At 46.0% G+C, this 26076-nt stretch carries 25 protein-coding genes; 14 read left to right on the top strand and 11 right to left on the bottom strand.

The annotated features are described in order from the left end of the window. Positions 1-30: 30 nt before the first annotated feature. Positions 31-687 (bottom strand): methyl-accepting chemotaxis protein, encoded by a 657-nt coding sequence (locus JEU20_RS04660; protein WP_198243866.1) that lies wholly within the window; start codon positions 685-687, stop codon positions 31-33. A gap of 80 nt (positions 688-767) precedes the next feature. Next, a complete protein-coding gene (locus tag JEU20_RS04655) occupies positions 768-2030 on the bottom strand; it encodes an MCP four helix bundle domain-containing protein (protein WP_198243865.1) in 1263 nt (420 codons plus the stop codon). Positions 2031-2538: 508 nt separating this feature from the next. Between JEU20_RS04655 and JEU20_RS04650 the strand changes: the two genes are divergently transcribed. The 3 genes from JEU20_RS04650 (at position 2539) to JEU20_RS04640 (ending at position 4662) form a co-directional block, all read left to right on the top strand. Continuing rightward, on the top strand, positions 2539-2835 hold the full coding sequence (locus tag JEU20_RS04650) for a type II toxin-antitoxin system RelE/ParE family toxin (RefSeq protein WP_198243864.1): 297 nt from the start codon (positions 2539-2541) through the stop codon (positions 2833-2835). 63 nt (positions 2836-2898) lie between these two features. Further along, a complete protein-coding gene (locus JEU20_RS04645) occupies positions 2899-3942 on the top strand; it encodes a sensor histidine kinase (RefSeq protein ID WP_198243863.1) in 1044 nt (347 codons plus the stop codon). 144 nt (positions 3943-4086) lie between these two features. Next, positions 4087-4662, top strand: a complete 576-nt coding sequence (locus JEU20_RS04640) for an ANTAR domain-containing response regulator (RefSeq protein WP_198243862.1) — start codon at positions 4087-4089, stop codon at positions 4660-4662. Positions 4663-4950: 288 nt separating this feature from the next. Here the strand turns inward: JEU20_RS04640 and JEU20_RS04635 are convergent, their stop codons facing one another. Both JEU20_RS04635 and argH read right to left on the bottom strand, forming a co-directional pair. After that, positions 4951-5571, bottom strand: coding sequence for a histidine phosphatase family protein (locus tag JEU20_RS04635; protein ID WP_198243861.1), 621 nt, complete (start codon positions 5569-5571; stop codon positions 4951-4953). Beyond that, positions 5564-6961 (bottom strand): argininosuccinate lyase, encoded by a 1398-nt coding sequence (gene argH, locus JEU20_RS04630; RefSeq protein ID WP_198243860.1) that lies wholly within the window; start codon positions 6959-6961, stop codon positions 5564-5566. Before argH ends, JEU20_RS04635 begins: the two co-directional genes overlap by 8 nt. 100 nt (positions 6962-7061) lie before the next feature. Between argH and recD the strand changes: the two genes are divergently transcribed. Next, complete coding sequence (gene recD / locus JEU20_RS04625; RefSeq protein ID WP_198243859.1) at positions 7062-8717, top strand: exodeoxyribonuclease V subunit alpha; 1656 nt, start codon at positions 7062-7064, stop codon at positions 8715-8717. Between the two features lie 57 nt (positions 8718-8774). Here recD and ispB read toward each other — a convergent pair whose 3' ends face one another. After that, positions 8775-9779 (bottom strand): octaprenyl diphosphate synthase, encoded by a 1005-nt coding sequence (ispB, locus tag JEU20_RS04620; RefSeq protein WP_198243858.1) that lies wholly within the window; start codon positions 9777-9779, stop codon positions 8775-8777. Between the two features lie 292 nt (positions 9780-10071). Between ispB and rplU the strand changes: the two genes are divergently transcribed. From rplU to proB, 4 genes are all read left to right on the top strand, one after another. Beyond that, positions 10072-10383 carry a 50S ribosomal protein L21 gene (gene rplU / locus JEU20_RS04615; protein ID WP_198245882.1) on the top strand — a complete coding sequence of 104 codons (312 nt, stop codon included), beginning with the start codon at positions 10072-10074 and terminating at the stop codon, positions 10381-10383. Between the two features lie 17 nt (positions 10384-10400). Further along, complete coding sequence (gene rpmA / locus JEU20_RS04610) at positions 10401-10658, top strand: 50S ribosomal protein L27 (RefSeq protein ID WP_198243857.1); 258 nt, start codon at positions 10401-10403, stop codon at positions 10656-10658. A 120-nt stretch (positions 10659-10778) separates the two neighbouring features. Further along, the gene (gene cgtA, locus JEU20_RS04605; protein ID WP_198243856.1) at positions 10779-11837 is read left to right on the top strand and encodes an Obg family GTPase CgtA; all 1059 of its coding nucleotides are present in this window, start codon (positions 10779-10781) and stop codon (positions 11835-11837) included. Further along, positions 11824-12945 (top strand): glutamate 5-kinase, encoded by a 1122-nt coding sequence (gene proB / locus JEU20_RS04600; RefSeq protein ID WP_198243855.1) that lies wholly within the window; start codon positions 11824-11826, stop codon positions 12943-12945. The genes cgtA and proB overlap by 14 nt, the downstream gene beginning before the upstream one ends. A gap of 67 nt (positions 12946-13012) precedes the next feature. Here the strand turns inward: proB and rpsT are convergent, their stop codons facing one another. Further along, positions 13013-13276, bottom strand: coding sequence for a 30S ribosomal protein S20 (gene rpsT, locus JEU20_RS04595; protein WP_198243854.1), 264 nt, complete (start codon positions 13274-13276; stop codon positions 13013-13015). Positions 13277-13401: 125 nt separating this feature from the next. On the opposite strand from rpsT, the gene murJ reads away from it, so the two are divergent. The 4 genes from murJ to JEU20_RS04575 all read left to right on the top strand — a co-directional run bounded on the left by murJ (position 13402) and on the right by JEU20_RS04575 (position 17735). Continuing rightward, complete coding sequence (gene murJ / locus JEU20_RS04590; protein ID WP_198243853.1) at positions 13402-14955, top strand: murein biosynthesis integral membrane protein MurJ; 1554 nt, start codon at positions 13402-13404, stop codon at positions 14953-14955. 150 nt (positions 14956-15105) lie between these two features. Continuing rightward, positions 15106-15933: a pyrroline-5-carboxylate reductase gene (gene proC, locus JEU20_RS04585; RefSeq protein WP_198243852.1), complete on the top strand. Its 828-nt coding sequence runs from the start codon at positions 15106-15108 to the stop codon at positions 15931-15933. Next, positions 15933-16508 (top strand): YggT family protein, encoded by a 576-nt coding sequence (locus tag JEU20_RS04580; protein ID WP_198243851.1) that lies wholly within the window; start codon positions 15933-15935, stop codon positions 16506-16508. Before proC ends, JEU20_RS04580 begins: the two co-directional genes overlap by 1 nt. Positions 16509-16736: 228 nt before the next feature. Further along, a complete protein-coding gene (locus JEU20_RS04575) occupies positions 16737-17735 on the top strand; it encodes a DUF4124 domain-containing protein (RefSeq protein WP_245395106.1) in 999 nt (332 codons plus the stop codon). A 107-nt stretch (positions 17736-17842) separates the two neighbouring features. On the opposite strand, the gene argB is transcribed toward JEU20_RS04575, so the two are convergent. The 4 genes from argB to coaBC form a co-directional block, all read right to left on the bottom strand. Next, on the bottom strand, positions 17843-18733 hold the full coding sequence (argB, locus tag JEU20_RS04570; RefSeq protein ID WP_198243849.1) for an acetylglutamate kinase: 891 nt from the start codon (positions 18731-18733) through the stop codon (positions 17843-17845). Positions 18734-18908: 175 nt separating this feature from the next. Beyond that, positions 18909-21434 (bottom strand): phosphomannomutase/phosphoglucomutase, encoded by a 2526-nt coding sequence (locus JEU20_RS15465; protein WP_198243848.1) that lies wholly within the window; start codon positions 21432-21434, stop codon positions 18909-18911. A gap of 32 nt (positions 21435-21466) precedes the next feature. Then, positions 21467-21922, bottom strand: a complete 456-nt coding sequence (gene dut / locus JEU20_RS04560; protein WP_198243847.1) for a dUTP diphosphatase — start codon at positions 21920-21922, stop codon at positions 21467-21469. Beyond that, positions 21915-23114 carry a bifunctional phosphopantothenoylcysteine decarboxylase/phosphopantothenate--cysteine ligase CoaBC gene (gene coaBC / locus JEU20_RS04555; protein ID WP_198243846.1) on the bottom strand — a complete coding sequence of 400 codons (1200 nt, stop codon included), beginning with the start codon at positions 23112-23114 and terminating at the stop codon, positions 21915-21917. Before coaBC ends, dut begins: the two co-directional genes overlap by 8 nt. Positions 23115-23177: 63 nt before the next feature. Between coaBC and radC the strand changes: the two genes are divergently transcribed. Next, positions 23178-23852 (top strand): RadC family protein, encoded by a 675-nt coding sequence (gene radC / locus JEU20_RS04550; protein WP_198243845.1) that lies wholly within the window; start codon positions 23178-23180, stop codon positions 23850-23852. A gap of 148 nt (positions 23853-24000) precedes the next feature. Here radC and JEU20_RS04545 read toward each other — a convergent pair whose 3' ends face one another. Beyond that, positions 24001-24900 carry a phosphoribosylaminoimidazolesuccinocarboxamide synthase gene (locus tag JEU20_RS04545; protein WP_198243844.1) on the bottom strand — a complete coding sequence of 300 codons (900 nt, stop codon included), beginning with the start codon at positions 24898-24900 and terminating at the stop codon, positions 24001-24003. A gap of 275 nt (positions 24901-25175) precedes the next feature. Here JEU20_RS04545 and djlA point away from each other — a divergent pair, with 275 nt between their 5' ends. Beyond that, a complete protein-coding gene (gene djlA, locus JEU20_RS04540; protein ID WP_198243843.1) occupies positions 25176-25997 on the top strand; it encodes a co-chaperone DjlA in 822 nt (273 codons plus the stop codon). The last annotated feature ends 79 nt before the right edge of the window (positions 25998-26076 follow it).

Genomic DNA, 26076 nt, shown 5'->3' with positions numbered 1-26076 from the left:
AAGCTGAAGTTAAGGCTTGAAAACGGCATATCAACGTATTTTGAATTGCGCAAACAGTGTTTGCAGTTCTGCAGCCAGTTCAGCCAGTTGCTGATGGGCTGTTGTCGCTTGGCGTGCGCGGCTACTGGTTTTTTCGGCTTCTTGTTTGACATTTAAGACATTCTGGTTGATTTCTTCGGCGGTGGCGCTTTGTTGTTCCGCAGCTGTCGCAATCTGATTGTTCATTTCACTGATGCGGCTGACGGCGCTAGAAATATCCTGTAAGGATTCACTGGCTTTTTCGGCCTGTTCGACGACTTGCAAAGCATCGGCCTGGCTTTGTTCCATAACCGAGACGGCATTGCGCACGCCATTTTGTAACTTGTCGATAACCTGATTGATTTCTTCGGTGGATTCCTGTGTTTTGCCCGCCAGCGTTCTGACTTCATCGGCCACGACGGCAAAGCCACGTCCCTGTTCACCGGCACGCGCCGCTTCGATCGCCGCATTTAAAGCCAACAAATTGGTTTGTTCTGCCACACCCCGGATAACTTCCAAGACGGTATTGATATTGTCACTGTCCAGTTGCAATTGCTGAATGACAGAAGCGGTGTTTTTGATTTGATCGGTGAGATGTTGAATGGCGTGGGTGGCATTGAGCACCATTTGTTTGCCTTCATCGGTTTCCTCATTGGCTTGTTCGGTCATCTGGATAATGCTTTTTCTACTGATTGTACTTTAAATTCTTGGCTAAATACGCTCATTTTTGTCTCCTGATTTAAAATTTCCTAGGCGACAGGTATGTTGACATAGGGGGTATCGGTTAAAGAGGTTGAAGATTGGCTAATTTTCTGGGCTGTTTTAGCCAACTGATCGATTACTTTTTTCAGATTATGATTCATCTGATTGGTGGTGCGGGTCAGTTCAGCCAATTCATCCTTGCCATTGACAGGCAGGTCGGGCTGACTCAAATCACCTTCACTGATGGCTTTGGCACGCATTAAAATACGATGTAACGGCTGCGTGATGCTATTGGAAACCCAAAGCGCGACACCAATGCCGACTAACAGTGCCAATAAAACGCCGGCCAAGACAGTCCACTGTAGCTGTGATGATGCGGTTTGTAGGCTGTCCAGGTCTTGCCGGGCCAATTGTTGTTGGGATTGCGTCATGTTTTGAAGGGTTGTCAAAATAGCATCGGCTGTCGGCGCGGCACGGGTGCCCAGCCAAGTGTTGGCCAGGTTCCAGTCTGGTTGCTGGCGTAACTTGAAAATCTGTGCAGGGAGTGGAGAGAAGGCCTGATGGGATTGCTGATATTGCCGCCAGAATTGTTGTTGTTTGTGGTTAAACAAATCAGCGTGTTTGGCGATTTGCTTTAGACGTTGATTGTTTATCTGCCATTTTTTGGTGAAACTTTGTTGATAATCGGCGTTACCGGTCAATAGATAGGCGCGTAGATCGGCCATGCCGCCGGCGAAGCTGCCGCGACTGTCGGCCAGTTGTTTCAACAAGCGCTTGCGTGCTGGTGTCGCCTCCAGTCTCGATTCTTCATCAATCATACCGGTCAGAGCGGTAAGCAGTTGCTCGGCTATAGGCGCGGCTTTTTCATTGAGCAGCTGTAATGCCGGAATATTGGCAGGTGTATGAACAATATCCTCAACCTGTTGTTGTGTGGTTCGGAATCGCTGTAGTAATTTTTTGATTTGTTGCAGACGTGTCACATTGTCAGGATCTGTCCACTGGCGGGCAAAATCATCCAGTTGTTGTATGGCCTGGTCAATCTGCTGCCATCCCTGTTGGCGTTCGGCCTTGAACTTGGCGGCAGCCTTGGGGTTTTTGCCTAAGATCATGTAACCGCGCAAGCCGGCTAAGGATAAATGAATGCCGTCTGTCAATTGTTGTCCTGCCAGCAGAGTGGGAAAGCGTAGCTGGAACAAACGGTTTTCCGTGTCGGTTACATGATTGGTTTTGAAGAAAGTGGCACCTGATACCAGGATAAACAGCAATAGTATCGTGGCAAAGCCTAAGAATAATTTTTGGCGAATCGACATAAACGTCCCCGTATAAGATTCAAGCGATTGTTTTTAAAGCGATGAGTAACACAACCGGAAGTTTACAAGCCGGTGTGGAGATTTGTACGGGGGCTGGGTACAAAGAAAAGCGATTGTCTATTACTTTCGTTTTCACGCTTCCGCATGGGAGCACTGAAAGATGTTGCGTAACGTCTTTCAGTGAATCATGACAACCGTTTGTTATACTGCAGTATAGGCAGATTATCTTATTTTTCAAGGTGAAAGAGTCTCGCTATTTTTTTTTTTTCAATTGGTTAACGGGAGATTAGATTATGATAGCGACTCGCACGGTCATTCTGCACCCCGCGTTTTTGATGGACAGTCTTTACAATTTATGCGGATAACTTAGGTTGTCTATTTCGAAAGATAAGCATAAAGGGTACGCTATAATAAACGCAATTTTGTACAAAATTATTGCACAATTGAATGAAGAGAAGGGAGTTAGGCATAAAGAGGCAAAAAACAGAATTCTCACTGGGCTGGCGAAATGAAGTTAATTTGGTCGCCACTAGCCATTGAGCGGGTATCCGAAATTGCAGAGTATATAGCCTGGGACAAGCCGGCTGCTGCAGAAAAGTGGGTGAATAAGATTTTTCGTTTGGTTGAAATATTATCCAAGTTTCCAGAGCGTGGGTGTATTGTTCCTGAAATCAAAAATAACAATTTTCGAGAGATTATTTGGGGCAATTATCGCATCATCTATAAACTGGAAAAATCAACAATACTCATTCTTATGGTGCGTCATGGAAGGCAGGTTTTGCCTGTTGAAGAAATCAATGAATGACATTAAGGGACATTGTGTTGTTCTATCTTTGTCTTCGGCAGTCGTAAACTATGGTGAAATCCTATGAAAAACAATCAACTTAGTAAGGTAGGGAGTGCGATTCTTCCCGATGGGATGCGCAGTTTGTGGCAGGCATTGTTCGACTCTGAATTGTCGGGGTTTATGCTACTTTCTGAGCAAGGGGAGATTTTGGCTGTGAATGCCTATGGTCAACGCTTGTTGGCTTGTCCGCCAGAGGAATGGCCTGGGCGATCATTGTGTTGTTTTTTGGCACGGGAAGAATTGCATACACAGAATTGGTCGGTGTTTCCGCCCAAAGTCTTGACAGGTGATGTGCAATTGACCAGTCTGGAAGGTAAAAGTGTGACTGTGGGGTATGACATCCAGGTTATCGCGGCTGAGTCAGGGCAACCGGTCAGCTATTTGTGTCAACTGATTAAAAGTGATACTGTCCAGAAAAGGAATGCACAGAGAAATTTGCATCGCAATGCCTTGATCCGGGAGGTGCATCACCAAATCAAAAACCATCTCCAGGCGGTAATGAGTCTGTTGGAAATCAGTATTATGGAACAGCCGGCGGTGCAGGATGTGTTGCATCGAAGTCTGTTTCAGGTCAGTTCATTGGCGATTACCTTTGGCCTGAAAAGCCAGCATGAAGACGGGCGTATTTTTTTATGCGATTTGGTGGAATCGTCGGCCAATTTTTCAAGCTCGGTTAATACTCTGTCCAACAAACCCGTCAATCTGGAGATTCCACCGGGCAAGCCGTATGCCTTAGATCGGGAGCAGGCGGTTCCTACCTCGTTGGTGGTGAATGAATTGATTTTAAATGCCATCAAGCATGATGGCGATGGCAGGATGCCAATCGATGTTAAATTGACGGTTGAACCAGATAAAAAAGCCTGCCTGACCATTGTCAATCACACTGCCCAATTACCGAAAGATTTTGATTTTGAATCAGGGAAAGGTTTGGGTACCGGACTGTCTTTGGTTAAAACACTGCTGCCGGATGAGATAAAACTGTCTTATCGCAATGTTGACAATCACCGTGTGGTGACACAATTGACATTTTCCAATGCGCTTTGTTGGGGAAATAAACCGGCATAACAAGCACTCTTATATGATAATGATTATACTTTACGGTGTTTAGTTTTGTCGTTACCATACCTTCCCTTTCCATTCGATGAATGAAGCCCAGCCCCCGCTTCACAGTTTTGTTGGAATGACTCAGATGATTTGATTGATGTGACTGTGAAAAAGAAAATACTGTTTGTCGATGATGACCGCTTGATTTTAAGCTCGATGGGCAAGGGACTGGAGATGTTGGGTTATCAGGTCTGTTTGGTGGCAGAATCTGAAAAAGCCTTGGCGATTGCTCAGGAAGAAAATTTCGATATTGCTTTGCTGGATATTAGAATGCCGACTATCGATGGCATCGAGTTGGCGAAAAAACTGATTAAACACCAACAATTGCCGGTGATTTTTTTATCCGCTTATTCGGATGAAAACATTGTCGAGGCGGCGTTGAAATGTGGTTATGTTAGTTATTTGTTAAAGCCCTGTAGTTTGCACCAATTAAAATTGAGCATTGAAACGGCTTTGAATAAATTTCATCAACTTAAAGAAGTTGAAACAGAATGCGGGCATCTGGAAAAAGCCTTGACACAAAGCCGTATGGTCAGCATGGCAATCGGTTTCTTGATGTCGGAATGTCGATTGAATGAAAAGGCTGCGTTTGAAAAGCTCAGGCAACAAGCGCGGGATCAGCGCCGCAAAATACACGATGTTGCTTGTGAGCTGCTGCTGCGTTTTGAGCGTGAGCTTTAGATTAACGCAGCATTGCCATTGTAGTGCCATGCAACTAGAAATTGATTAGTAACTGATGTTGCGCGTAACCGTTCACGGGGTATCGAAAAAATAAAGTTGTTTAGAAACAAAGGCTTGAAATTTATAAACTTGAAAGGCAGCATTAAAATCCCCGTTTTTCTCGTTCCCACGCTCCCGCGTGGGAATGCCTTCTGTGACGTTGTGCGTCACGGGACGCAGGAGCGTCCCGCTATGCATTCCCACGTTAAACGTGGGAACGAGAGCACGAGAGCGACTGCGTAACATCAGTTAAGGAAGTTTTTTGTTTGAGGGTGGCGGTGGCTGATGGAAATTAAGTTGCGTGAAGGGGTTTTCATCGCTTTTAAAATGACTGAAACGGGTCAAGTTGGCCGCTGGGATTTCAAACTGAAAACATTGTGGATAAGGCAGTTTAAAAATCATAGAAAACAACAGCCGGATCACGCCAGCATGGGTGATGAGTAGAATGTGCTGGCCACTGTAGTTGTTTAGCAAGCTGTGCCAGCTTTGGGTGACACGCTGCTGGAAATCCAATAATGGCTCTGCCGCAGGTGGGTGGTATTCCATCGGGTTTTGGTAAAACTGTTGCAGTAACTGTGGCGAGAGTTGGTTAATCTCCTCACTGCTTTTTCCTTCCCAGTCACCAAAATGGATTTCGCGTAGATTGTCCTCAATTTGAAGGGGTATTTGCTGCTCTTGGCTGAGGTGTTCGGCAAACAGCCGGCAGCGTTTAAGCGGCGAGCTGATGATGGCCTGCCAATGATGTGTCTGGGTTTGTTGTTGCATTTGCTGCCAGCCGGCTTCGGTCAGTGGGTCGTCCTGGCTGCCGCGAAAACAAGCACCGCCCTGGACTTCACCGTGACGGAGCAGGTCGATAACCGTTTTATTCATCTGAAACCAGTTCAGCCCTGGCCGTTTTAATGGCGGCTCTGACCGTTTCAGGTGCGGTACCGCCGATGTGCTTGCGAGCGGCAACCGAGCCTTCCAGCGTCAGAATATCGAATACGTCCTGCTCGATCAGGTCAGAAAACTGTTTTAATTCCGTCAGTGTCAGATCGGCCAGGTCGCGATTGCTATCCAGGCCTAATTTAACCGCCTGCCCGACAACTTCGTGGGCATCTCGAAACGGCATACCCTTGCGTACCAGATAATCGGCCAAATCAGTGGCAGTGGCAAAACCTTTGCGGGCGGCCTGACGCATGGTGTCTTTTTTGGTTTTGATGTGTGGCATCATGTCGGCAAAGGCGCGCAGGCAATTTAATAAGGTATCGACGGTATCAAATAAAGGTTCTTTGTCTTCTTGATTATCTTTGTTATAGGCTAATGGTTGGCTTTTCATCAGCATTAGCAATGAAATCAAATGGCCGGTGACGCGGCCGGATTTGCCGCGCACCAGTTCAGGCACATCCGGGTTTTTCTTTTGTGGCATAATTGAAGAGCCAGTGCAAAAAGCATCCGGCATATCAATAAAATCGAACTGGGCGCTGGACCAGAGTACCAGTTCTTCGGAGAAACGGGATAAATGCATCATGATCAGGCTGGCGGCAGCGGTAAATTCAATCGCGAAATCGCGGTCGCTGACCGAATCCAGTGAATTGGCCGAAGGCCGGCTGAAACCCAGCAGTTCAGCCGTCATGAAGCGGTCAATGGGATAGCTGGTGCCGGCCAGAGCCGCAGCACCCAGCGGCATGATGTTGATGCGCTTCAGGCAATCGTCAAGGCGTTCACGATCTCGTTTGAGCATTTCAAACCAGGCCATTAAATGATGTCCAAAGGTGACCGGCTGAGCAACCTGAAGATGGGTGAAGCCTGGCATGACTGTGCTTGCTTCCTGTTCGGCCAGGTCTAACAAGGCGCTTTGCAGACGGGTGAGTTGTTGTTTTATCAGGTCAATTTCCTTGCGTAAATACAAGCGAATATCGGTGGCGACCTGGTCGTTACGGGAGCGGCCGGTATGCAGTTTTTTACCTGCGGTGCCGATTAGATCAGTCAGGCGCGCTTCGATGTTCATGTGCACGTCTTCCTGTTTGATCGACCAGTTGAACTCGCCGTTGCGGATTTCCTGGCTGATTTGATTCAGGCCGGTAATAATATCTTCAAGTTCTTGTTGGGTGAGAATGCCGATTTTATGTAACATTCTGGCGTGTGCTAAAGAACCTTCAATATCTTCTTGTGCCATGCGCTGGTCAAAGTCTACCGAAGCGGTGAATATTTCGACAAATTCGTCGGTGGCTTCGCTAAAACGGGCACTGGAAAGTTTTTCGCTGTTAACTGTACTCATTGTGTCTGGAAAATCGGGAAAAACGCCCATTATACCCGATTCAATCGAATATTCGGGGGGTGGCGGTATAAAATAACGGGGAGAGGCAAAGGAGAGGGTTATGGAAACCGAGTTAAGTATCGAAACGATTCATCAGCTAGAGCCAGGGTGTCGCCGCCTGGATCGGGCGTTTGCGGCGTTTTTGTTGCGCTTTACTGAGTTGGCTGGGGAAAACAAGCAAAAGCTCCGGTTGATTTTACAGCGGTTGTCGGCCGCTCAAGCGGATGGGCATAGCTGTATTCAACTGAATGATGAAGCAATAAAACTGGTTGAACGATCAGGGTTGGTTGATAAGGAAAAACCAAAAGCGCTGATTTTAGAGCAAAATCGCCTGTATATGCAGCGATACTGGGCTTATGAGCAGCGCTTGGCAGAGCAATTGGTGGGTTTGACTCGGGAGCAGCAAGATGTTGTACCGGAGGATGCAATACTTGAGCGCTATTTTCCGGCGTTAATTGATGAGATTGATTGGCAAAAAATAGCCGCAGAAAATGCTTTGAAGCATGCGCTAACTATAATCAGTGGTGGGCCTGGGACGGGAAAGACGACAACGGTTGTCAAAATTTTGGCTTTGTTGTTGGAGCAGCGCGCTGATTTGGCTATTGCTTTGGCCGCCCCCACTGGAAAAGCGGCGATGCGGCTGCAGGAGTCGGTAGTGGGCAGCAAGCCTTTTTTGCCGTGTGCAGAAGCGATCAAGCAATTGATCCCTGAGCAGGTCTCAACCTTGCATCATTTACTGGGCAGTCGCCCGCCTACGCCTTATTTTTGGCATCATGCCGACAATCCGTTGCCGTACGATGTGGTGGTGGTCGATGAAGTATCAATGGTCGATTTGGCATTGATGAGTAAACTGGTCGATGCATTGAAGCCAGGGGCAAAATTGATTTTATTGGGTGATAAAGAGCAGCTGTCTTCAGTTGAGGCCGGATCGGTATTGGCCGATTTAACCGAGGCTTTACCGGAGCACACCCAGGAATTGCTCAAGTCGCATCGTTTTCAGGGTGATATTAAAGCATTGGCTGAGGCGATTAAGTGTCAGCAGGCGAGAGAGGCCTGGCACGCGCTGCAAAACTTGGATTTCGTAAGTTTGTTGCAACAGGATGTTGATGTCTTCGTGCAGGAGAAATATGAGAGTTATTGGCGATTAGTTAAGCAGGATGCCGATGCTAGCGAAATTTTACAGGCATTCAATCGCTTTCAGGTGTTGTGTGCGAACCGTTATGGCCCGCTATCGGTTCAGGATATGAATTCTCGAATCGAAAAAACATGGCATCGTGAAGGGGTGATCGATTTGCGTCGGCAATGGTATGCGGGGCGTCCGGTTATGGTGGTCGAGAATAATGCGCGTATGCAGTTATTTAATGGTGATATTGGCTTGTGTTTGCTAGATGACGATGGTCAGTTGATGGTGTTTTTCGTCAGGGCGGATGGCAGGATACAGCATGTGTTACCTGCGCGGATGCCTCTGTGTCAGACCTGTTATGCGATGACGATTCACAAGAGTCAGGGATCTGAATTTGAAGAGGTTCTTGTGGTACTGCCGGATGAAATGAATCCTGTATTGAGTAAAGAATTACTTTATACGGCTGTTACACGGGCGAAGCAGACTGTACATGTTTTGGCGACCGAAACAGTCTTTAACGCCGCTGTTCAGCGAAAAATGCAGCGGCTCGGAGGCTTATCCTGGAAAATCAGACAGCATTTAGGCCGCGAGTAATCGAGATTTGTCAACAATAATGACTTTGATTAAGTTTCAAAGCCTGTGATGAGCTGATCAGTGGTCTCTTTGAACCGAAAAATGGGCTAATTGTTGTAATGCAGTTTTGTATTCAGAGTCTGGCAGGATGGTGATCGCATCAATGGCTTTTTGTGCGGCGGCATCAGCACATTTTTCGGTGTATTCGATCGCGTGGGTATCTTTGACGATTTCATAAACTTCGATAAATGCGTTGCGAGAGCCTTGTTTGATGGCGTTGGTGATGACTTCTGCCTGTGCCTTTGTGCCGTGTTCAATGGCGTAAATCAAAGGCAGTGTCGGTTTGCCTTCAGCCAGGTCATCACCGAGGTTCTTGCCTAATTCTTCCTGGCTGGCTTTGTAGTCCAGTGCATCATCAATCAATTGGAAGGCCACGCCCAGTTGTTGGCCATACTCGGCCAGGGCATCTTCGATTTCAGGCGAAGCCTTGGAAATAACCGCTGCCAGGCGCGTTGCGGCGCTGAACAGAATGGCTGTTTTACGTGTGATGACCTGTAGATATTTTTCTTCGCTTGTCTCCGGGTTGTTGCAATTTAATAGTTGCAAAACCTCGCCTTCAGCAATGGATGTCGTGGTTTTTGACAATATTTCCATGACCCGCATGTTGTCAGTACGAACCATCATTTCAAAAGCGCTGGAATAGAGATAGTCTCCAACCAGAACGCTGGCGGCATTGCCCCAGACGGCATTGGCGGAGTCTTTACCGCGCCTGAGATCCGATTCATCAACGACATCATCATGTAATAATGTTGCGGTATGAATAAATTCGATGACAGCCGCCATGACTAAATGATGTTGGCTTGTTTCGCCTAATGCTTTTGCGGCCAATAGCAACAACATGGGGCGGAGTCTTTTGCCGCCACTGCCGATAATATAATGCCCCATCTGATTGATCAGTACGACATCAGAGCTTAATTCATCGAGAATAAGCTGATCAACGGCGCGTGTTTCTGAGGTTGTCAGATTCTTTATGGCCTCAAAATCGATTGAATCGGTCGAACCGGGGGCGTCTGTTGCTACCATTTTTTGTGTCAATATCCAAAGAAGCGAAGAGATGAGCTAAATAGCCAGCCATCCTATTTAATCGATAAGGTGGTGTCAATCATTTTGTTGTGTTATTTTACCGCCGCCAAGTTATATGTTAGAGCCAGAAAGCGGTTTGTTATCCTTGTTAAATAGGCGATGAAATCAAAATCCTGCGGCGTGTAAATGGCTGTCGAGATATGTGGCGCGTATTTGTTTGACGTTTGGTCGTTTGGTGAATATAATACGCGGTTTACTTTTAACAGATTTATGCTTGACGGAGCGTGCACTGATGTATGCAGTAATTCAAACAGGTGGCAAACAGTATCGGGTTGAGGAAGGCACCACCTTAAAAATAGAAAAACTTGAACTGGGAACGGGTGACAGCGTTGAGTTTGATAAGGTACTGTTAGTGCAATCAGACGATGCAGTCAAAATTGGTCAGCCTTATGTTGATGGTGGAAAAGTGACTGCGGAAGTCGTTTCTCAAGGCAGACATAAAAAGATTAAAATTATCAAATTCAAAAGACGTAAGCACCATATGAAACAAATGGGGCATCGTCAGTATTTTACTGAAGTAAAAATTACCGGTATTTCTGCGTAACATAAAGGGGTACAAAAATGGCTCATAAAAAAGCGGGTGGTAGTACCCGAAACGGACGTGATTCTAATGCCAAGCGCTTAGGTGTTAAGCGTTATGGTGGTCAAGTTGTCAAAGCTGGAAATATTCTGGTAAGACAGCGGGGAACAAAATTTCATGCCGGTGAAAATGTAGGATTGGGTAAAGATCATACCTTATTCGCTACAGCGGATGGAAAAGTGGTTTTTGAAGTTAAAGGTCCAAAAAACCGCAAATATATCAGTATTCAATCAGCATAACCGTCGCTGAGTAAAGAATGATTTAAAAGCCCCGTCCTCGACGGGGCTTTTTTGTTTGTGCGGTGTGGAGGTAAGCGTGTTTTGATTGGCGCACCTCGTTAGGTCAGGAAAAATAGAGATATGCGATTTGTAGATGAAGCGGAAATTCGTGTCGAAGCGGGCGATGGCGGCAATGGCGTTGCCACGTTTCGGCGTGAAAAATACATTCCGATGGGTGGGCCCGATGGTGGTGATGGTGGTGATGGCGGAAGCGTTTATCTGCTTGCTGTTGAAAATGTAAACACTCTGGCTGATTTTCGTTACCATTCTGTGCATAGGGCGCAGCGGGGGCAAAATGGTATGGGGCGGAATTGTACCGGCAAAAAAGGCGAAGATTGCATTATTCCGGTGCCCTTGGGGACGATTGTTTATGTGGCGGAAACAGGAGAGAAATTAGGGGACTTGACTCATCCGGGTGAAAAATTATTGGTCGCGAAAGGTGGTTTTCATGGTTTGGGAAACACCCGCTTCAAAAGTAGTGTAAATCGAGCGCCGCGCCAATTTAGTAAAGGTTCACCTGGGGAGCAGAGGGTTTTAAAGCTGGAATTAAAGGTTATCGCCGATGTCGGTTTGTTGGGTATGCCAAATGCCGGAAAATCCAGCTTGATTCGTGCAGTGTCTTCTGCAAGGCCTAAGGTGGCGGATTACCCATTTACGACATTGCACCCCAATTTAGGGGTCGTTCGGGTTGATGATTTGCGTAGTTTTGTGATTGCGGATATTCCCGGGGTGATTGAAGGGGCAGCAGAAGGTGCAGGACTGGGATTGCAGTTTTTGAAACATCTATCGCGGACGGGTTTGTTATTGCATTTAATCGATGTCATGCCGTATGAAAGCAGCGAAACGCCGGTTGAGGCAGCCAGAAAAATTATTCATGAAGTTGAGAAATGGAGTGATGAGCTGGCGCAAAAGCCACGCTGGCTGATATTGAATAAAATAGATCGCTTACCGGAAGATGAGGTTGAGGAGAAATGCGCGGAAATTGTTAAGGAATTGGATTGGCAGGGGCCGGTTTATCAGATTTCGGCATTAAAGAAACAAGGATTGGATAGGTTGATGTATGACATCATGCAGCACTTGGAGCAGCGGCGTCAGCTTGAGGCAAAACAGGAAAAGGACGATGAGGATGAGCAGGGCTGAGTTTAGCAAGGCTAAAAGGATAGTCGTTAAAATTGGCAGTTCTTTGCTGACCGATAATGGGCAGGGCTTGAATGTTCCTGCTATTGCGGGTTGGGTGTCGCAAATGGCGGCGCTGCGGCATGAAGGCCGTGATGTGGTTTTGGTGTCGTCAGGCTCTGTGGCAGAGGGTATGAGTCGCTTGGGGTTTTCTGCGCGGCCATCGACATTGCATGAATTACAGGCTGCAGCTTCTGTTGGGCAGATGGGGTTGATTCGGAATTTTGAAAATAAATTTCAGAAGCATGGCTTGCTCACCGCTCAGGTTCTGTTGACGCATGATGATTTGTCGGATCGTAAGCGCTATTTGAACGCGCGCAGTACATTATTGACGTTATTGGGGCTGAATGTCGTTCCTGTCGTCAATGAAAATGATGCTGTAGCGACCGATGAAATCCGTTTTGGGGATAATGATACTTTGGCGGCTATGGTTGCGAATTTGGTTGAGGCGGATCTGTTGATTATCTTGACCGACCAAGCAGGTTTGTTCGATAGTGATCCGAGTATTAACGCCTCCGCACAATTGATTGATCAGGCCAGTGTGAATGATCCTGTTCTGGACCAGGTGGCGGGTGGTAGTCGCAGCGGTCTGGGGCGGGGCGGTATGTTTACCAAAATTCGCGCGGCACGGCTGGCAGCACGCTCTGGTGCGGCGACGGTTATTGTATCGGGTAAGCCCGCAGATGTGATTGGTCGGATTGTGGCTGGTGAAACCTTAGGAACATATTTGGTGCCGGATGTTGCAAAATATGCGGCTAGAAAACAATGGTTGGCCGGGCAATTGCAGCGAAAAGGTGTGTTGGAACTGGATGATGGGGCAGTCAAATCGCTTAAAAATAAAGGGAAAAGCTTGCTTGCAGTCGGTGTCAGAGATGTTTCTGGTGATTTTGTTCGGGGAGATTTGGTCAGTTGTGTTGATAAGCGGAATCAGGAAGTTGCGCGTGGGCTGGTCAATTATAATGCTGAGGAAGTCAGAAAAATTGCCGGTAAAAGTAGCTTGGAGTTTGAGAAAATATTAGGTTACGCCGATGATGAGGAGTTGATTCACCGAGATAATCTGGTGCTTTTGTGAAGTATGCGGCGATTATAAGGCTAAAATAAAAGACAGGCTTAATGCCTGTCTTTTATTTTTAGTGTTTTTAGCTTAATGCCTTTATTTTTGCATTTAAGCGGCTTTTTTTGCGTGCAGCGTTATTTTTATGAATCAAGCCTTTAGTAACGGCTGAATCAATAATGGGAACGGCTGATTTAAACGCGGCTTGTGCTTGTTCTTTATCACCCGCGTCTACCGCCGCGATAACTTTTTTGATAAATGTACGCATCCGGCTGCGCTGTCCAGCATTGCGAACGCGTCTTTTTTCTGCCTGACGTGCTCTTTTTTTAGCTTGTGGTGAATTGGCCATAGTGAATCTATAAAAAATCTATGTTATTAAGAACCCGCTATTATCTTTTTAAATGGTATTATTGTCAATTAAAATTGATGTGATAAAGCGAAAAGACCGGTGTTATTAGATTGTAAGGAGTTTTTTTGAGTAAAAAATTGTTCAAATCGACAGCGATTGTCAGTGTTATGACAATGTTATCGCGTATTTTAGGGTTTATACGAGATATGCTGTTAGCACGGATATTTGGTGTTAATGCAGGAACCGATGCTTTTTTTGTTGCCTTCAAAATACCTAATTTTCTACGGCGTTTGTTTGCCGAAGGTGCCTTCGCCCAAGCCTTCGTGCCCGTATTATCTGATTATAAAGAGCAGGGTAGTAACGCTGCGTTACGTGCTTTTTTGGATCGCACGGCCGGTTCATTAGCGCTGGTTTTAATGCTGGTTTCGATTGTTGGCATGATTGCTGCGCCGGTTTTGATTACGTTGTTCGCGCCGGGGTTTTTATGGGAGGAAAAACAATACGATTTGGCCGTTCAGATGCTAAGAATCACATTTCCGTATCTGTTCTTTATTTCTTCGGTGGCTTTTGCCGGTGGAATCTTAAATTCTCATGGTAAATTTGCGGTACCGGCATTTACCCCGGTTTTTTTAAATCTATGCATGATTGCGGCGGCTATCTGGTTGTCACCGTTAATGGCCGAACCTGTGGTCGCCCTGGCTTGGGGGGTTTTTGCCGCAGGCTTGGTGCAGTTGTTGTTTCAGTTTCCAGCTTTGTGGCGATTGGGGCTTGTGCCGAGGCTGCGTTGGGGATTTGGTGATAAAGGTGTCAGAAAAATCATGGCGCTGATGTTGCCTGCGATTTTTGGTGTTTCGATTACGCAAATCAATCTGTTATTGGATACTCTGATTGCTTCGTTTTTGCCCTCGGGCAGTGTGTCATGGTTGTATTATTCTGATCGGTTGGTTGAATTTCCTTTAGGTGTGTTTGGAATTGCCTTGGCGACCGTCATTTTGCCTGAATTGTCGAAAAATCATGCCGCTAAGAATGCACAAGGTTTTTCCCAGTCTTTGGACTGGGGCTTGCGGCTGGTTTTATTGATCGGTATGCCTGCCTCACTTGGTTTGATGTTGTTGGCAGAACCGATGTTGACTACCTTGTTTCAATACGAAGAATTTGGCGCAGACGATGTCATTATGGCAGGCCACAGTTTAAAGGCGTATGCCTTGGGGTTACTGGGTTTCATTCTGGTTAAAATTCTGGTTCCCGGCTTTACCTCTCGCAAAGACACCAAAACACCGGTTAAATTTGGTATTTATGCCATGATTGCTAATATGGGACTAAATGTGGCGCTGGTTTTTCCATTGGCGCATGCGGGACTCGCTTTGGCAACCTCGTTGGGCGCCTTTTTTAATGCTTCTTTATTATTAGGGACGTTGTTAAAAAAACGTATTTATCAGCCTGGGCCTGCGTGGCGATTATTCATTTTGAGAATTATTCTGGCTAATGAGGTGATGGCTGTCTTTCTCTATAAGTTTGTCGATAGCCGGTGGTGGCTGGGTTGGTCAGTATATGACCGGGTTGTACAATTGTTTGTTTGGATTGCTTTAGGTGCTTTGGTTTATCTGATGGTATTATTGCTTTCAGGATTCAGAATCCGTCATTTATCGGCTGCAAAAGGGATGACGGTTCAAAGCTGAATCGAATAAGTCACATACTGGGAGGCTGTCGGATTTAGGAAAATTCTACTGCGACAGTGGGAAATCCCTAAACCCGACAACCTCCTAGCGACTAGAGTGTGGATCAGGTTGATGTCAGGTGTATCAGAAAGAAAGGAATAAGAGGATGCTATGAAAACAGAAAAAATTGGTTTTGTCGGTGGTGGGAATATGGCCGCCTGTTTAATGACCGGGCTTATTCAGAGTGGCTTTTCTGCACAAAATATTTGGGTGTCGGATGTTCGTGAAGAGGTATTACAGAAGCTTGCAGCTAATTTAAATGTCAATACCACAACAGAAAATACACAATTAGCGCAAGCCGTTGATGTTATCGTATTGGCGGTAAAACCGCAGGTATTACGAGAAGCGGCGCAAGAGATTTCTGCGATTGTGCAACAAAGACAGAGTTTGGTGGTTTCGATTGCAGCTGGTGTCTGTCAGAAAAGTTTAAGTCATTGGTTAGGTGAGCATGTTGCCATCGTGCGCTCAATGCCAAACACACCGGCTTTAGTTATGTCTGCTGTAACGGCATTGCATGCGAATGAATATGTGAGTGAGGACGCAAAACAATTGGCTGAGAATATTTTGCGTGCCGTTGGTATAACCCTGTGGGTCGAACATGAGTCGGAGCTAGATGCGGTGACGGCAGTTTCTGGGAGTGGCCCGGCTTATTTCTTTTTGCTGATGGAAGCGATGGAATGGGCGGCGGTGGAATTGGGCTTGAATGAAAAAACAGCCCGAATTCTGGTGCAACAAACCGCCTTGGGAGCCGCAAAAATAGCCTTGGAGTCGTCTGACACACCGGCGCAATTACGACAGCGTGTGACATCGCCGGGCGGTACGACGCAAAAAGCACTGGAGGTCTTTGAGCAAGGTGAATTTAAACAGTTGGTTTCAAAGGCATTGCATGCAGCGCGAGACCGGTCGGTTGAACTATCTAAAGAATTGGGAGAAGAATAATGGGGTCAACGTATCTATCTGATCCGCTGATTTTTTTAATCGATACGATTTTTTCGCTGTATATTCTGGCGGTTGCATTGCGTTTTTTATTGCAATGGAGTCATGCGGATTTTTACAATCCGGTTTCCCAGGTTATCGTGAAAATCACCCATCCGCCCCTAAGGTTGCTACGCCGTATCGTACCGCCTTTAGGTAAAGTGGATACCTCGGCTTTACTGTTGTTGATGTTGTTGCAGATGTTTTCTGATTTCAGCATTTTTGCAATCAAAGGTGTGATGGTCGGTTTACCGGCATTGATGATTATTTCGCTGACGCAGTTGATGAGTTTGTTCATCAATATTTTTATCTTTATGATTTTTGCCAGAGCTATATTGAGCTGGATTGCAATAGGGCATCATAATGCAGCAACATCAATTTTATACAGCCTCAGCGAGCCAGTATTGCGGTTTTTTCGACGTATGACCCCTGATTTAGGCGGCATCGATTTATCGCCGCTGGTTGCCTTGATTTTTTTGCAGTTGCTGAAAATGATTATTTTGCCGCCGTTACATCAACTGGCCAGTTTGATTGGGTGAAATAAACTGGTTTTGTAACTACTTAGCGTAATGAGTTGAATAATATGCAGAGTCGTTGCCTGATTTTTCAGCTATAGTTCTTTAAGATTACTTCAATATTATTGAGCGATAATCGGAAGACAATATTTAAACCTGAGACTTATGAAGTGCAGCACGATAATTTTATAACTTCTGATTGTCTTCCAGGGGTCTTTTTACTTACAACTTAAGCGGTTTCTTAGCAACGAGATGAAAAAGCTTCGAGCATTTAATTTTTTTATGCTTTTTTTAGTGATTCTTTTGGGGACAGAACAATCTGTTTATGCCAAAAAAATGTATCGTTGGGTGGATGATCAAGGCCGTGTGTTTTTTTCTGACCAGGTACCACCTGACCAAATTAAGCATAAACGCGAGGCTTTGAGTGAATCGATACGTGTGTTGGATGTGGTTGAGGCAGCAAAAAGCAAGGAACAGATTGAACTTGAAAAACGTCTGCAAAAATTGCGTAGAGAGCAACAAAAGTTGATCGAAAAACAGCGCACCCATGACAAGGTCTTGCTGAGCACTTTTCGTAGTCTGGATGATATGGAGATGGCATTGAAAGGAAAGCTTCAGGCATTGGATGCGCAAAGAAAGGTCGCTGAAGGCAACAAGCTTAGGTTGGAAAAGCAATTGCAGCAGCAATTGCATAAAGCGGCCCGTTATGAGCGGGAAAACCGCAAGGTGCCGAAAAACCTGGTAAAGGCCATTGCAGATTCCAGGCAACAACTCAAGTTGTTAGATGCCGAAATCAGCAGGCATTTGGAAAAGCGCAAACAGGCTGAAAAAGAATTCAAAATGGATATTGCGCGGTTTAAATATCTGACGCAATCCAAAACAGCTGATATGGATAAGTTAATTGACCGGGTGGCCGAAAGGCAGTCGGCAAAAGAGTTGGGCTTGTATATTTGCGAGAGTAAAAAACGCTGCGATAAAGCCTGGCAGATTTCACGCTTGTTTGTGAAAATGTATTCTACGACTAAGCTGGATATCGATACCGACCGGCTTATCATGTCGGATACCCCCCACAATGATCTTGATTTAAGTTTGTCGGTTTCAAAATTGAAATTGGATAAGCAACGGGAACAAATCTTTTTGGATATTCGCTGTAAACGTTCGACGATTGGTATGGAGTTATGCATCAGTCCAAAAGTGAAGCAAATTCGTCAGTCATTCAACGATTTTATAGAGCAGCGCTTGCCTCGGTAGACGTAAGGTTCGCATTACTCAACTCTCGGTAGTTTTTTTGCCAATGACAGCGTTGAAAGGCCTTTCAATTACTTTTATTGCTAATGTGAGCGGCTAAAATTCCTATGTTAGCGTCGTTTTAGCAAGGTTCCGACGCCTTCATCGGTAAATAATTCCAATAAAACGGCATGTTCGACGCGTCCGTCAATGATATGAACGGTATTGACGCCTGCTTTCAGGGCATCGGTTGCACAGAGCGTTTTGGGAATCATTCCTCCATTTATGGTGCCATCTTCGATTAAGGTATCAATATCTTGTACAGACAGGCCGGTCAATAATTGGTTTTTCTTGTCTAGTATGCCCGCCGTGTTGGTCAATAATATGAGCTTTTCTGCGCCTAAGGTTTCGGCGACTTTACCGGCCACTAAGTCGGCATTGATGTTATAGGAGAAACCATCCTCGCCCACGCCTATGGGGGCAATGACCGGGATAAAATCGCTGTGTACCAGCATGTCAACCACGGATGGATCAATGCTGCTGACTTCGCCGACATGACCAAGGTCAATGATTTCCGAAGATTTAAATTCAGGGTCAAGTGATTTACGCTGGATTTTCCTGGCATGAATAAAATTACCGTCCTTACCGGTCAAACCGATCGCTTTTCCGCCTTGTTGGTTGATCAAATTAACGATTTGTTTATTGACCAGTCCACCTAATACCATTTCAACCACATCCATGGTTTCACTATCGGTCACACGCATGCCATCGACAAATTCAGTTGATTTGCCTATTTTCTCCAAAACATTACCAATTTGAGGGCCTCCGCCATGTACGACAACAGGGTTGAGACCAACCAGTTTCATTAAAACAATATCACGGGCAAAGCCTTGTTTTAGCGACTCATCGACCATTGCATTGCCGCCATATTTAATCACAATCGTTTTATTCTGGAATTTCTGAATATATGGCAGTGCTTCGGTTAAAATATGTGCGATTTGGTGGGCTGCGTTTTTTTTCATTGCGTGAAGTTTTTTTAAAATAGAGATAAGGGTAATGGGTTAAATCTGTTGTTTTTGTAGGATGGATAAAGCGCCTGCGAAACCCATCCTACGGCCTGTGACAATAAGAACAACATGGGCTCGCGTAACCCAATCAGCAAGGCCAAGCGCCAAATTCAAAGTATGAAATTATAAATTAAAACGGAATATTGAGGTCGGGTTTTATTTTCAGCAACAAGGCTTTAAATTGTGCTTGAATGCGCTTTAAGGCGTCTTCACTGTCGGCTTCAAATCGCAACACTAATGCCGGTGTGGTGTTTGAGGCGCGTACCAGCCCCCAGCCATCATCAAAATCGACACGTAATCCATCAATACTCAGAATATTTCCTCCTGGAAAATTAGCCTCGGCAAATAATTGCTCGATCAGTCGGAAGTTTTCACCTTCTGCGACATCAATTGTAATTTCAGGTGTATTGAAACTATCCGGAAAGTCTGCAAAAACCGCCTGACTCGGGCGCGTATCTGTCGATAATATTTCAATGAGCCGGGCGGCCGCATAAAGACCATCATCAAAGCCAAACCAGCGCTCATTGAAGAAAATATGACCACTCATTTCGCCGGCCAGTGCGGCACCTGTTTGTTTGAGCTTGGCTTTTAACAGTGAATGGCCTGTTTTCCACATCAGTGGGCGGCCGCCTAATTTACTGATGATGTCGCTGAGGTGACGGCTACATTTGACATCAAAAATAATTTCAGCACCCGGTTTGTTGCTCAAAATGTCTTTGGCAAACAGCATCATTTGTCGATCCGGCCAAATAATATTACCGGCCGAATCGACGACGCCCAGGCGATCGCCATCGCCATCCAGCGCAATGCCGATATCGGCTTCATGATGTTTCACGGTTGCAATCAGATCTCGTAAGTTTTCGGGTTTGCTTGGGTCGGGATGGTGGTTCGGAAAATGACCATCGACTTCGCAATAAAGCTCAATGACATCACAGCCAATGGTACGCAGCAAAATCGGGGCTAAGTCACTGGCCGCGCCATTGCCACAATCGAGAACAACTTTCATTGGCCGAGCAATATGAATATCATCGCTGATAATACCGATATACTCGTTATTGAAGCGGGTGTTTTCTTCTACCGAACCGCGTTCGCCGGTTTCAAGGTCATTATCTTCGATGCGGTGTTTTAACCGCTGAATTTTGTCGGTTGCCAGTGTTTCGCCATTTAAAACTATTTTGACGCCATTGTATTCAGGTGGATTATGGCTGCCGGTGATCATGACACCTGAGCGGCCTTCACTGTGATGGGCGACAAAGTATAAAACCGGGGTTGGCACCAGGCCGATATCGAGGATATTACGCCCCGTCGATAAAATTCCTTCTACCAGGGAGGCGGCCAGTTTTCGGCTGGACAGGCGACCGTCACGTCCAATCACCAGAGTCTTTATTCGTTGTTGTTTGGCTTCGCTACCGATAGCCTGGCCTATTTTATAGGCCAGGTCGGTCGTCAATTCTTCATCGACAATCCCGCGGATATCGTAAGCTCTGAAAATATGTGTAAATACATTGTGTTGATTAAAAGGGGGGGTGGATGGTTGTGTGCTTAATTTTACAGGCGATGATGATTCAAATGTTGCTGATACAGGCGATGAAGAATTTCCAGAAGGTGACGAAATTTCTTCAATTTCAATACCTTGATCAAGATTAAGGAAGCCTGTATCGAGACCTTCATCAAAAAAGCTATCATCAAGATCACTATCGCTTGAAGCTAATTGGCTAAGGTCTGATTCGTCATGACCCAGTGCACGTTTATATTGTGCCAGGGTCGTGATGATAGGACTCATTTCATCGAGAATAACAGGATAGTTGCCACTGATTTTTCCGGCCATCATGTCTTTTGCTGCTTTGATGATGGTGCTTTGATCACGGCGCAGATATTCGACCAGTTTTCTATAACCAATGAAGAAGGCAAGGCAGGCGATAAGTCCTGAAATAAGGATTGCAGCAAAGACAAGAGTCGAATAACCGACACTTGTATCACTTGGCGTCCAGATCGCTATTTTCCAATCGCTCCCAGCTATGGGTAAACTGTCGTTGGCGATTTGGTTATCAGAGATAGCCTGACCAGCACTGGCTAGAGTCAGTCTTTCCTGTTTGATTTCAAGATGTCCATAAGGTAATGAAATTTGTCTGACAATGTCATTTAGGATGTTAGGTTCAATGCTGGCTAATAACACGCCGACGGTTTGATTATTGTGCTGAACTGCGCTGGTGATGGCGAGGTGTCGATGTTCGCCCTGGCCTTGAATCAAGGGCTTTTGTTTTTGGGCTAAGGATGCCTGAACCATTTCAAGATCGGCAAAGCTCATATGGGGTATGGCGGAGTCATCTGTATTATTGACATCGGGTGTGAGCAAACGCACTTTCAGGCTATATGGAATCAAGGTTTCCAACATGCGTTCATTATATTGGATGAGGTCTTTATTACGATTGGCCAGGGACTCGGTCACATCAGGGAGAGTGGCGGCATTATCGACCATTTTTTGCAGCATATTAAGGCGTTCAGACACTGCAATGGCCAATCCTTGCGCCATGTTTTTGACTTGTTCAGACTGTGCTTTTTTAACTTCCGCTACTGAAAACCAGTAGGTGATGCCGCCGGCTAGAAGTACGGCCATCAATGCCAGGCTGGATAAAATAATAAAAATACGCGCCATTTTTTACTCCCTTTCGTCGTTAATCGCCATTTTTAGTTGCGTCCGGTATGACCAAAACCACCTTCACCCCGGTGACTCTGATCAAACTCCGATACCGTTTCAAATTCCACCTGAACAACGGGAATAAACACCATTTGCGCCAGGCGTTCACCAATGTGAATAGTGAAAGGTTGTTGACTACGGTTCCAACAGGAAATATAGACCTGCCCCTGATAATCGGAATCAATCAGACCGACCAGGTTACCAAGGACGATGCCTTGTTTGTGGCCAAGTCCTGAACGTGGCAGCAATACGGCGGCAAGCTTGGGGTCTGCGATATGAATGGCAAGTCCTGTGGGAACCAGAATGGTTTCGCCAGGGTTGATGATTGTATCCTGCTCCAGGCAAGCTCTTAAATCCAGACCGGCAGAGCCAGGGGTGGCATAAGCCGGTAAGGGGATTTCCTTGCCCAGTCGTGCATCTAAGAGTTTTAATTGTATTTTATTCATCGAGTTTAGTTGCTATCAGTTGCAGTAGTTGATCTGCCAAGTGGCGTTTATCCGTCATGGGAAAAGTATGTTGGCCGCCTGGCCAGAAAACACGCAATGCATTTTCATCGCTATCGAAACCACCGCGCGATTGGCCGACTATATTGGCGGCGATCAAATCCAGGTTTTTATCGCTTAATTTATTTTTGGCATAGTTTTCCAGGTCATGCGTTTCTGCTGCAAACCCGACGACAAACGGCCGTGGCGTCAGTTTGGCAACGGCGGCGATAATATCCGGATTTTGTTTCAGTTCAATATGGGTGTTTGTACCCTGTTTTTTAATTTTTCTATCTTCGACGCGAATGGGCCGATAATCGGCGACGGCGGCCGCACCAATATACACATCAAATTGGCTGGCAATCGGTATGATTGCCTGGGCCATTTGTTCCGCTGATTCTACCGCAATCATCTGTATCCTTTCAGGTGGTGCTAAGTGGGTTGGTCCGCTCACCAGCGTGACTTCGGCACCTGCTTTTTCGGCGGCCTGTGCTAAAGCATAGCCCATTTTTCCAGAACTGCGATTGCTGATATAGCGAACAGGGTCTATGGCTTCGCGAGTTGGCCCTGCGCTGATGAGAATTTTTTTGTCTTTAAGATACAGATTTTCTTGTGCTAGAAGGTACTGGCAAATCTGTTCGGGTTCAGACATTCGGCCAGGCCCTATGTCGCCACAAGCCTGTTGGCCATTGTCCGGTCCGATGATATTGACGCCATGTTGGCGCAGGCGACGGATATTGTCTTGGCAGACCGGCTTTTTCCACATGGCTTGATTCATCGCCGGGGCTATGGTTACCGGGCAATCGGCCGCCAGATACAGGGTGGTGAGTAAGTCATCGGCGATACCATGGCTGAATTTAGCGATAATATTGCTTGTTGCCGGTGCAATCAGTAGGTGGTCGGCCCATTTTGCTAAACGAATATGCCCCATAGCGTTTTCTTCATCCGCATCGAGAAGATGTTGGTGGACAGGGTGTCCAGTCAGCGCTTGAAATGTCAGTGGCGTAACAAAATGGCTGGCCGCTTCAGTCAGTACCACGCGGACATCGATATGTTGCTGTTTTAGCAAACGGACTAAAGCACAGCTTTTATAGCAGGCGATGCCGCCTGATACGCCAAGCAGAATTTTTTGAAGTGAGGTGTTATTAGGTTTCACAGATAGGCAGTTTCCGACTATATTTCAAGCTTAGTTTATCAGAATACAGGCAGCAGGAATATTATGGCGATCAGGGATTGGCCGGTCGATGAGCGGCCGCGGGAAAAATTATTACAGAAAGGTGCAGAGGCATTGAGCGATGCGGAATTATTGGCTATTTTTTTACGCACTGGAGTGAAAGGCAAATCTGCCGTCGATTTGGCGCGGGATTTGCTGGATGATTTCGGCTCCTTAAAAGCGTTGTTAAGTGCAGATCGGCAACGCTTCTGTCAGGCCAATGGCTTAGGTGCAGCCAAATATGCCCAATTACAAGCTGTTTTGCAAATGGCCAAGCGGCATTTTGAAGAGACCTTGATGCAAGGCGATGTGTTGACCAGTCCGCAAGAAACACGGCAGTTTTTGGCCAGCCAATTGCGCGGTTACAGTTATGAGGTGTTTTGTTGCTTATTTTTGGATAATCGTCACCGGGTTTTGCGCTTTGAAGAATTATTCAGAGGTACGATCGATGGCGCGGCGGTTTATCCGCGCGAAGTGGTCAAACAGGCGTTGGCACATAATGCGGCGGCCGTTATTTTTGCACATAACCATCCTTCTGGTATGACCGAGCCGAGTATGGCCGACAGACAGATTACCGAAAAACTGAAACAGGCGTTGGCCTTGTTTGATATTCGGGTGTTGGATCATTTTATTATCGGTGATGGCAGACCCTATTCCTTTGCCGAACAGGGCCTGTTGTAATGCGTTACTCGCCTAGCCCAGCTTTGCTAAGGCCTTATGCTGTGTGCTCCAAAACTATCTATGTCCTTTTTATCAGTCGCTTATATTTATTGACAGCAAAGCCGGGCTAAACTGGCATCCGGTAATCTTGAGCTGTGATTTATTTATGTCAAGGCTGGGCTAGCAAAATCTGTTTGGCTTCCTGATACTTTTCAGCACATTGGCGTTGAACGGCTTCGGGCAAGTGAGGCCCAGGTGGGGTTTTGTCCCAATCCAGAGATTCCAGGTAATCACGCAGATATTGCTTGTCAAAGCTTGGCGGGCTGATGCCGACACGGTATTGATCGGCGGGCCAGAAGCGTGATGAATCGGGGGTCAAAGCTTCATCGATAAGATACAGTTCGCCGTTTTCGTCTACGCCAAATTCAAATTTGGTATCGGCGATAATAATGCCACGTTGACGGGCGTAATCGGCGGCGAGCGTATAAATCTGAATGCTGATATCGCGGATTTTTTCGGCCATTTCCTGGCCTAATAATGGAATTGTGTCGGCAAATGGAATATTGACATCATGGTCGCCGATTTCAGCTTTGGTTGATGGGGTGTAAATCGCTTCAGGCAGTTGTTGAGCTAATTGCAAGCCTTCCGGTAATGGGATACCACACACCGAGCCGGTTTTTTGATAATCTTTCCAGCCTGAACCAATCAAATAGCCGCGGACGATGGCTTCTACCGGCAGGGGTTTGAGTTTTTTCACAATAATGGCACGGCCTTCAATTTGCTGACGTTGGTCGGGGTCGGGAATGACCTGTTCAAGGTTTAAATCATCGGCCAGATGGTTGGGAATAATGTGTCGAGTCTTGTTGAACCAGAAATTAGAAACCTCGGTCAGGACGCGACCTTTGCCAGGAATTGGATCCGGTAAAATGACATCGAATGCCGACATACGGTCGGTGGTGACAATCAGCAGGTGTTTAGCATCAATAGCATAAATATCACGTACTTTGCCTCGAGCCAGAAGTTTTAATGTAGGAAGGTCGGATTGATAAAGTGAATCGGGTGCGCTCATGAGTCTGTTACTATTTGCTAAAATGATTCGATATTTTAACCCAGCTTTGCCCTCAACAAATAATAAGCTCTTGATGAATATTACATAAATAGTTTTATGGTACGACAAACCTAAAGAATGGTGTGTTTTTTATCATACTAATCAATTGGTTGCATGTATGGCGCGGCAATGGCAAGATTGGGCTAACAGCAAAGTTTTATGGGCAGGATGGACTTCTTAAGGCGGTAAGCGAGACAATACATGAATCAACACAATAATATCAAGGAGGCTGCATAATGGGGTGGCTGGGAAAAGCTCTCGGTGGCACTTTCGGGTTTATGTTAGGCGGTCCTTTAGGTGCAGTTCTGGGTGCTGCTGTAGGACATCATTTCGATGCGGGCTTGGACAGTCCTGACTTGGGTAATGTATTTGGTTTTTCAGGTCAGCAACGCGTACAAATGGCATTTTTTACCGCCACATTTTCAGTAATGGGGCATATTGCCAAAGCCGATGGACGCGTGACACCCTCTGAAATCAAACTGGCTGAAGCCGTTATGGCGCAAATGCAGCTAGATACAAAAATGCGGAAAATGGCGATTGACTTGTTTCGACAGGGAAAGCAGGCTGATTTTCCGATTTATGATGTGTTGGAGCAGTTTTCTCGGGAATGTCGTAGGCGGGGAAATTTATTGAACATGTTTATCGAAATCCAGATCCAGGCGGCGTTTGCCGATGGTCAGATCAATCAGGCCGAAGATGCCGTGCTACATAAAATTTGTGATTATTTAAAAATTTCCCGCTTTGAATATGAAGCCTTGAAAATGCAGTTTCAGGCACAACAGCGGTTTTATCAACAGCAGCACCACCAACAACAACCTTTTGGTCGCGGTGCACAGACAGCGTTGGCGGATGCCTATGCCGTATTGGGGTTGAAAAGGGATGCGAGTGATGCGGAAGTTAAACGGGCTTATCGTAAGCTGATGAGTCAACATCATCCGGACAAATTAGTTGCTAAAGGATTGCCGGAAGAAATGATGACATTAGCAAAAGAGAAAACCCAGAAAATCCGTAAAGCCTATGAAACGATTCGTAATGCACGAAATTTTGACCGGCTATGATTTGGGTTTTCCGTTATCGTGAAGCAACGCGGGTTTAAGGTATAATTGCACAGAAGCGTATTTTCTAATACAGATCCAA

Origin of the sequence: methane-oxidizing endosymbiont of Gigantopelta aegis (assembly GCF_016097405.1) — a bacterium.
Taxonomy (GTDB): domain Bacteria; phylum Pseudomonadota; class Gammaproteobacteria; order Methylococcales; family Methylomonadaceae; genus Methylomarinum.
This window is presented reverse-complemented; position numbering and strand designations above follow the sequence as displayed.

Coding starts and splice junctions, on each gene's coding strand:
- JEU20_RS04660 (WP_198243866.1), bottom strand. CDS start 687: ATGACCGAACAAGCCAATGAGGAAACCGATGAAGGCAAACAAATGGTG.
- JEU20_RS04655 (WP_198243865.1), bottom strand. CDS start 2,030: ATGTCGATTCGCCAAAAATTATTCTTAGGCTTTGCCACGATACTATTG.
- JEU20_RS04650 (WP_198243864.1), top strand. CDS start 2,539: ATGAAGTTAATTTGGTCGCCACTAGCCATTGAGCGGGTATCCGAAATT.
- JEU20_RS04645 (WP_198243863.1), top strand. CDS start 2,899: ATGAAAAACAATCAACTTAGTAAGGTAGGGAGTGCGATTCTTCCCGAT.
- JEU20_RS04635 (WP_198243861.1), bottom strand. CDS start 5,571: ATGAATAAAACGGTTATCGACCTGCTCCGTCACGGTGAAGTCCAGGGC.
- argH (WP_198243860.1), bottom strand. CDS start 6,961: ATGAGTACAGTTAACAGCGAAAAACTTTCCAGTGCCCGTTTTAGCGAA.
- recD (WP_198243859.1), top strand. CDS start 7,062: ATGGAAACCGAGTTAAGTATCGAAACGATTCATCAGCTAGAGCCAGGG.
- ispB (WP_198243858.1), bottom strand. CDS start 9,779: ATGGTAGCAACAGACGCCCCCGGTTCGACCGATTCAATCGATTTTGAG.
- rplU (WP_198245882.1), top strand. CDS start 10,072: ATGTATGCAGTAATTCAAACAGGTGGCAAACAGTATCGGGTTGAGGAA.
- rpmA (WP_198243857.1), top strand. CDS start 10,401: ATGGCTCATAAAAAAGCGGGTGGTAGTACCCGAAACGGACGTGATTCT.
- cgtA (WP_198243856.1), top strand. CDS start 10,779: ATGCGATTTGTAGATGAAGCGGAAATTCGTGTCGAAGCGGGCGATGGC.
- proB (WP_198243855.1), top strand. CDS start 11,824: ATGAGCAGGGCTGAGTTTAGCAAGGCTAAAAGGATAGTCGTTAAAATT.
- rpsT (WP_198243854.1), bottom strand. CDS start 13,276: ATGGCCAATTCACCACAAGCTAAAAAAAGAGCACGTCAGGCAGAAAAA.
- proC (WP_198243852.1), top strand. CDS start 15,106: ATGAAAACAGAAAAAATTGGTTTTGTCGGTGGTGGGAATATGGCCGCC.
- JEU20_RS04580 (WP_198243851.1), top strand. CDS start 15,933: ATGGGGTCAACGTATCTATCTGATCCGCTGATTTTTTTAATCGATACG.
- JEU20_RS04575 (WP_245395106.1), top strand. CDS start 16,737: ATGAAAAAGCTTCGAGCATTTAATTTTTTTATGCTTTTTTTAGTGATT.
- argB (WP_198243849.1), bottom strand. CDS start 18,733: ATGAAAAAAAACGCAGCCCACCAAATCGCACATATTTTAACCGAAGCA.
- JEU20_RS15465 (WP_198243848.1), bottom strand. CDS start 21,434: ATGGCGCGTATTTTTATTATTTTATCCAGCCTGGCATTGATGGCCGTA.
- dut (WP_198243847.1), bottom strand. CDS start 21,922: ATGAATAAAATACAATTAAAACTCTTAGATGCACGACTGGGCAAGGAA.
- radC (WP_198243845.1), top strand. CDS start 23,178: ATGGCGATCAGGGATTGGCCGGTCGATGAGCGGCCGCGGGAAAAATTA.
- JEU20_RS04545 (WP_198243844.1), bottom strand. CDS start 24,900: ATGAGCGCACCCGATTCACTTTATCAATCCGACCTTCCTACATTAAAA.
- djlA (WP_198243843.1), top strand. CDS start 25,176: ATGGGGTGGCTGGGAAAAGCTCTCGGTGGCACTTTCGGGTTTATGTTA.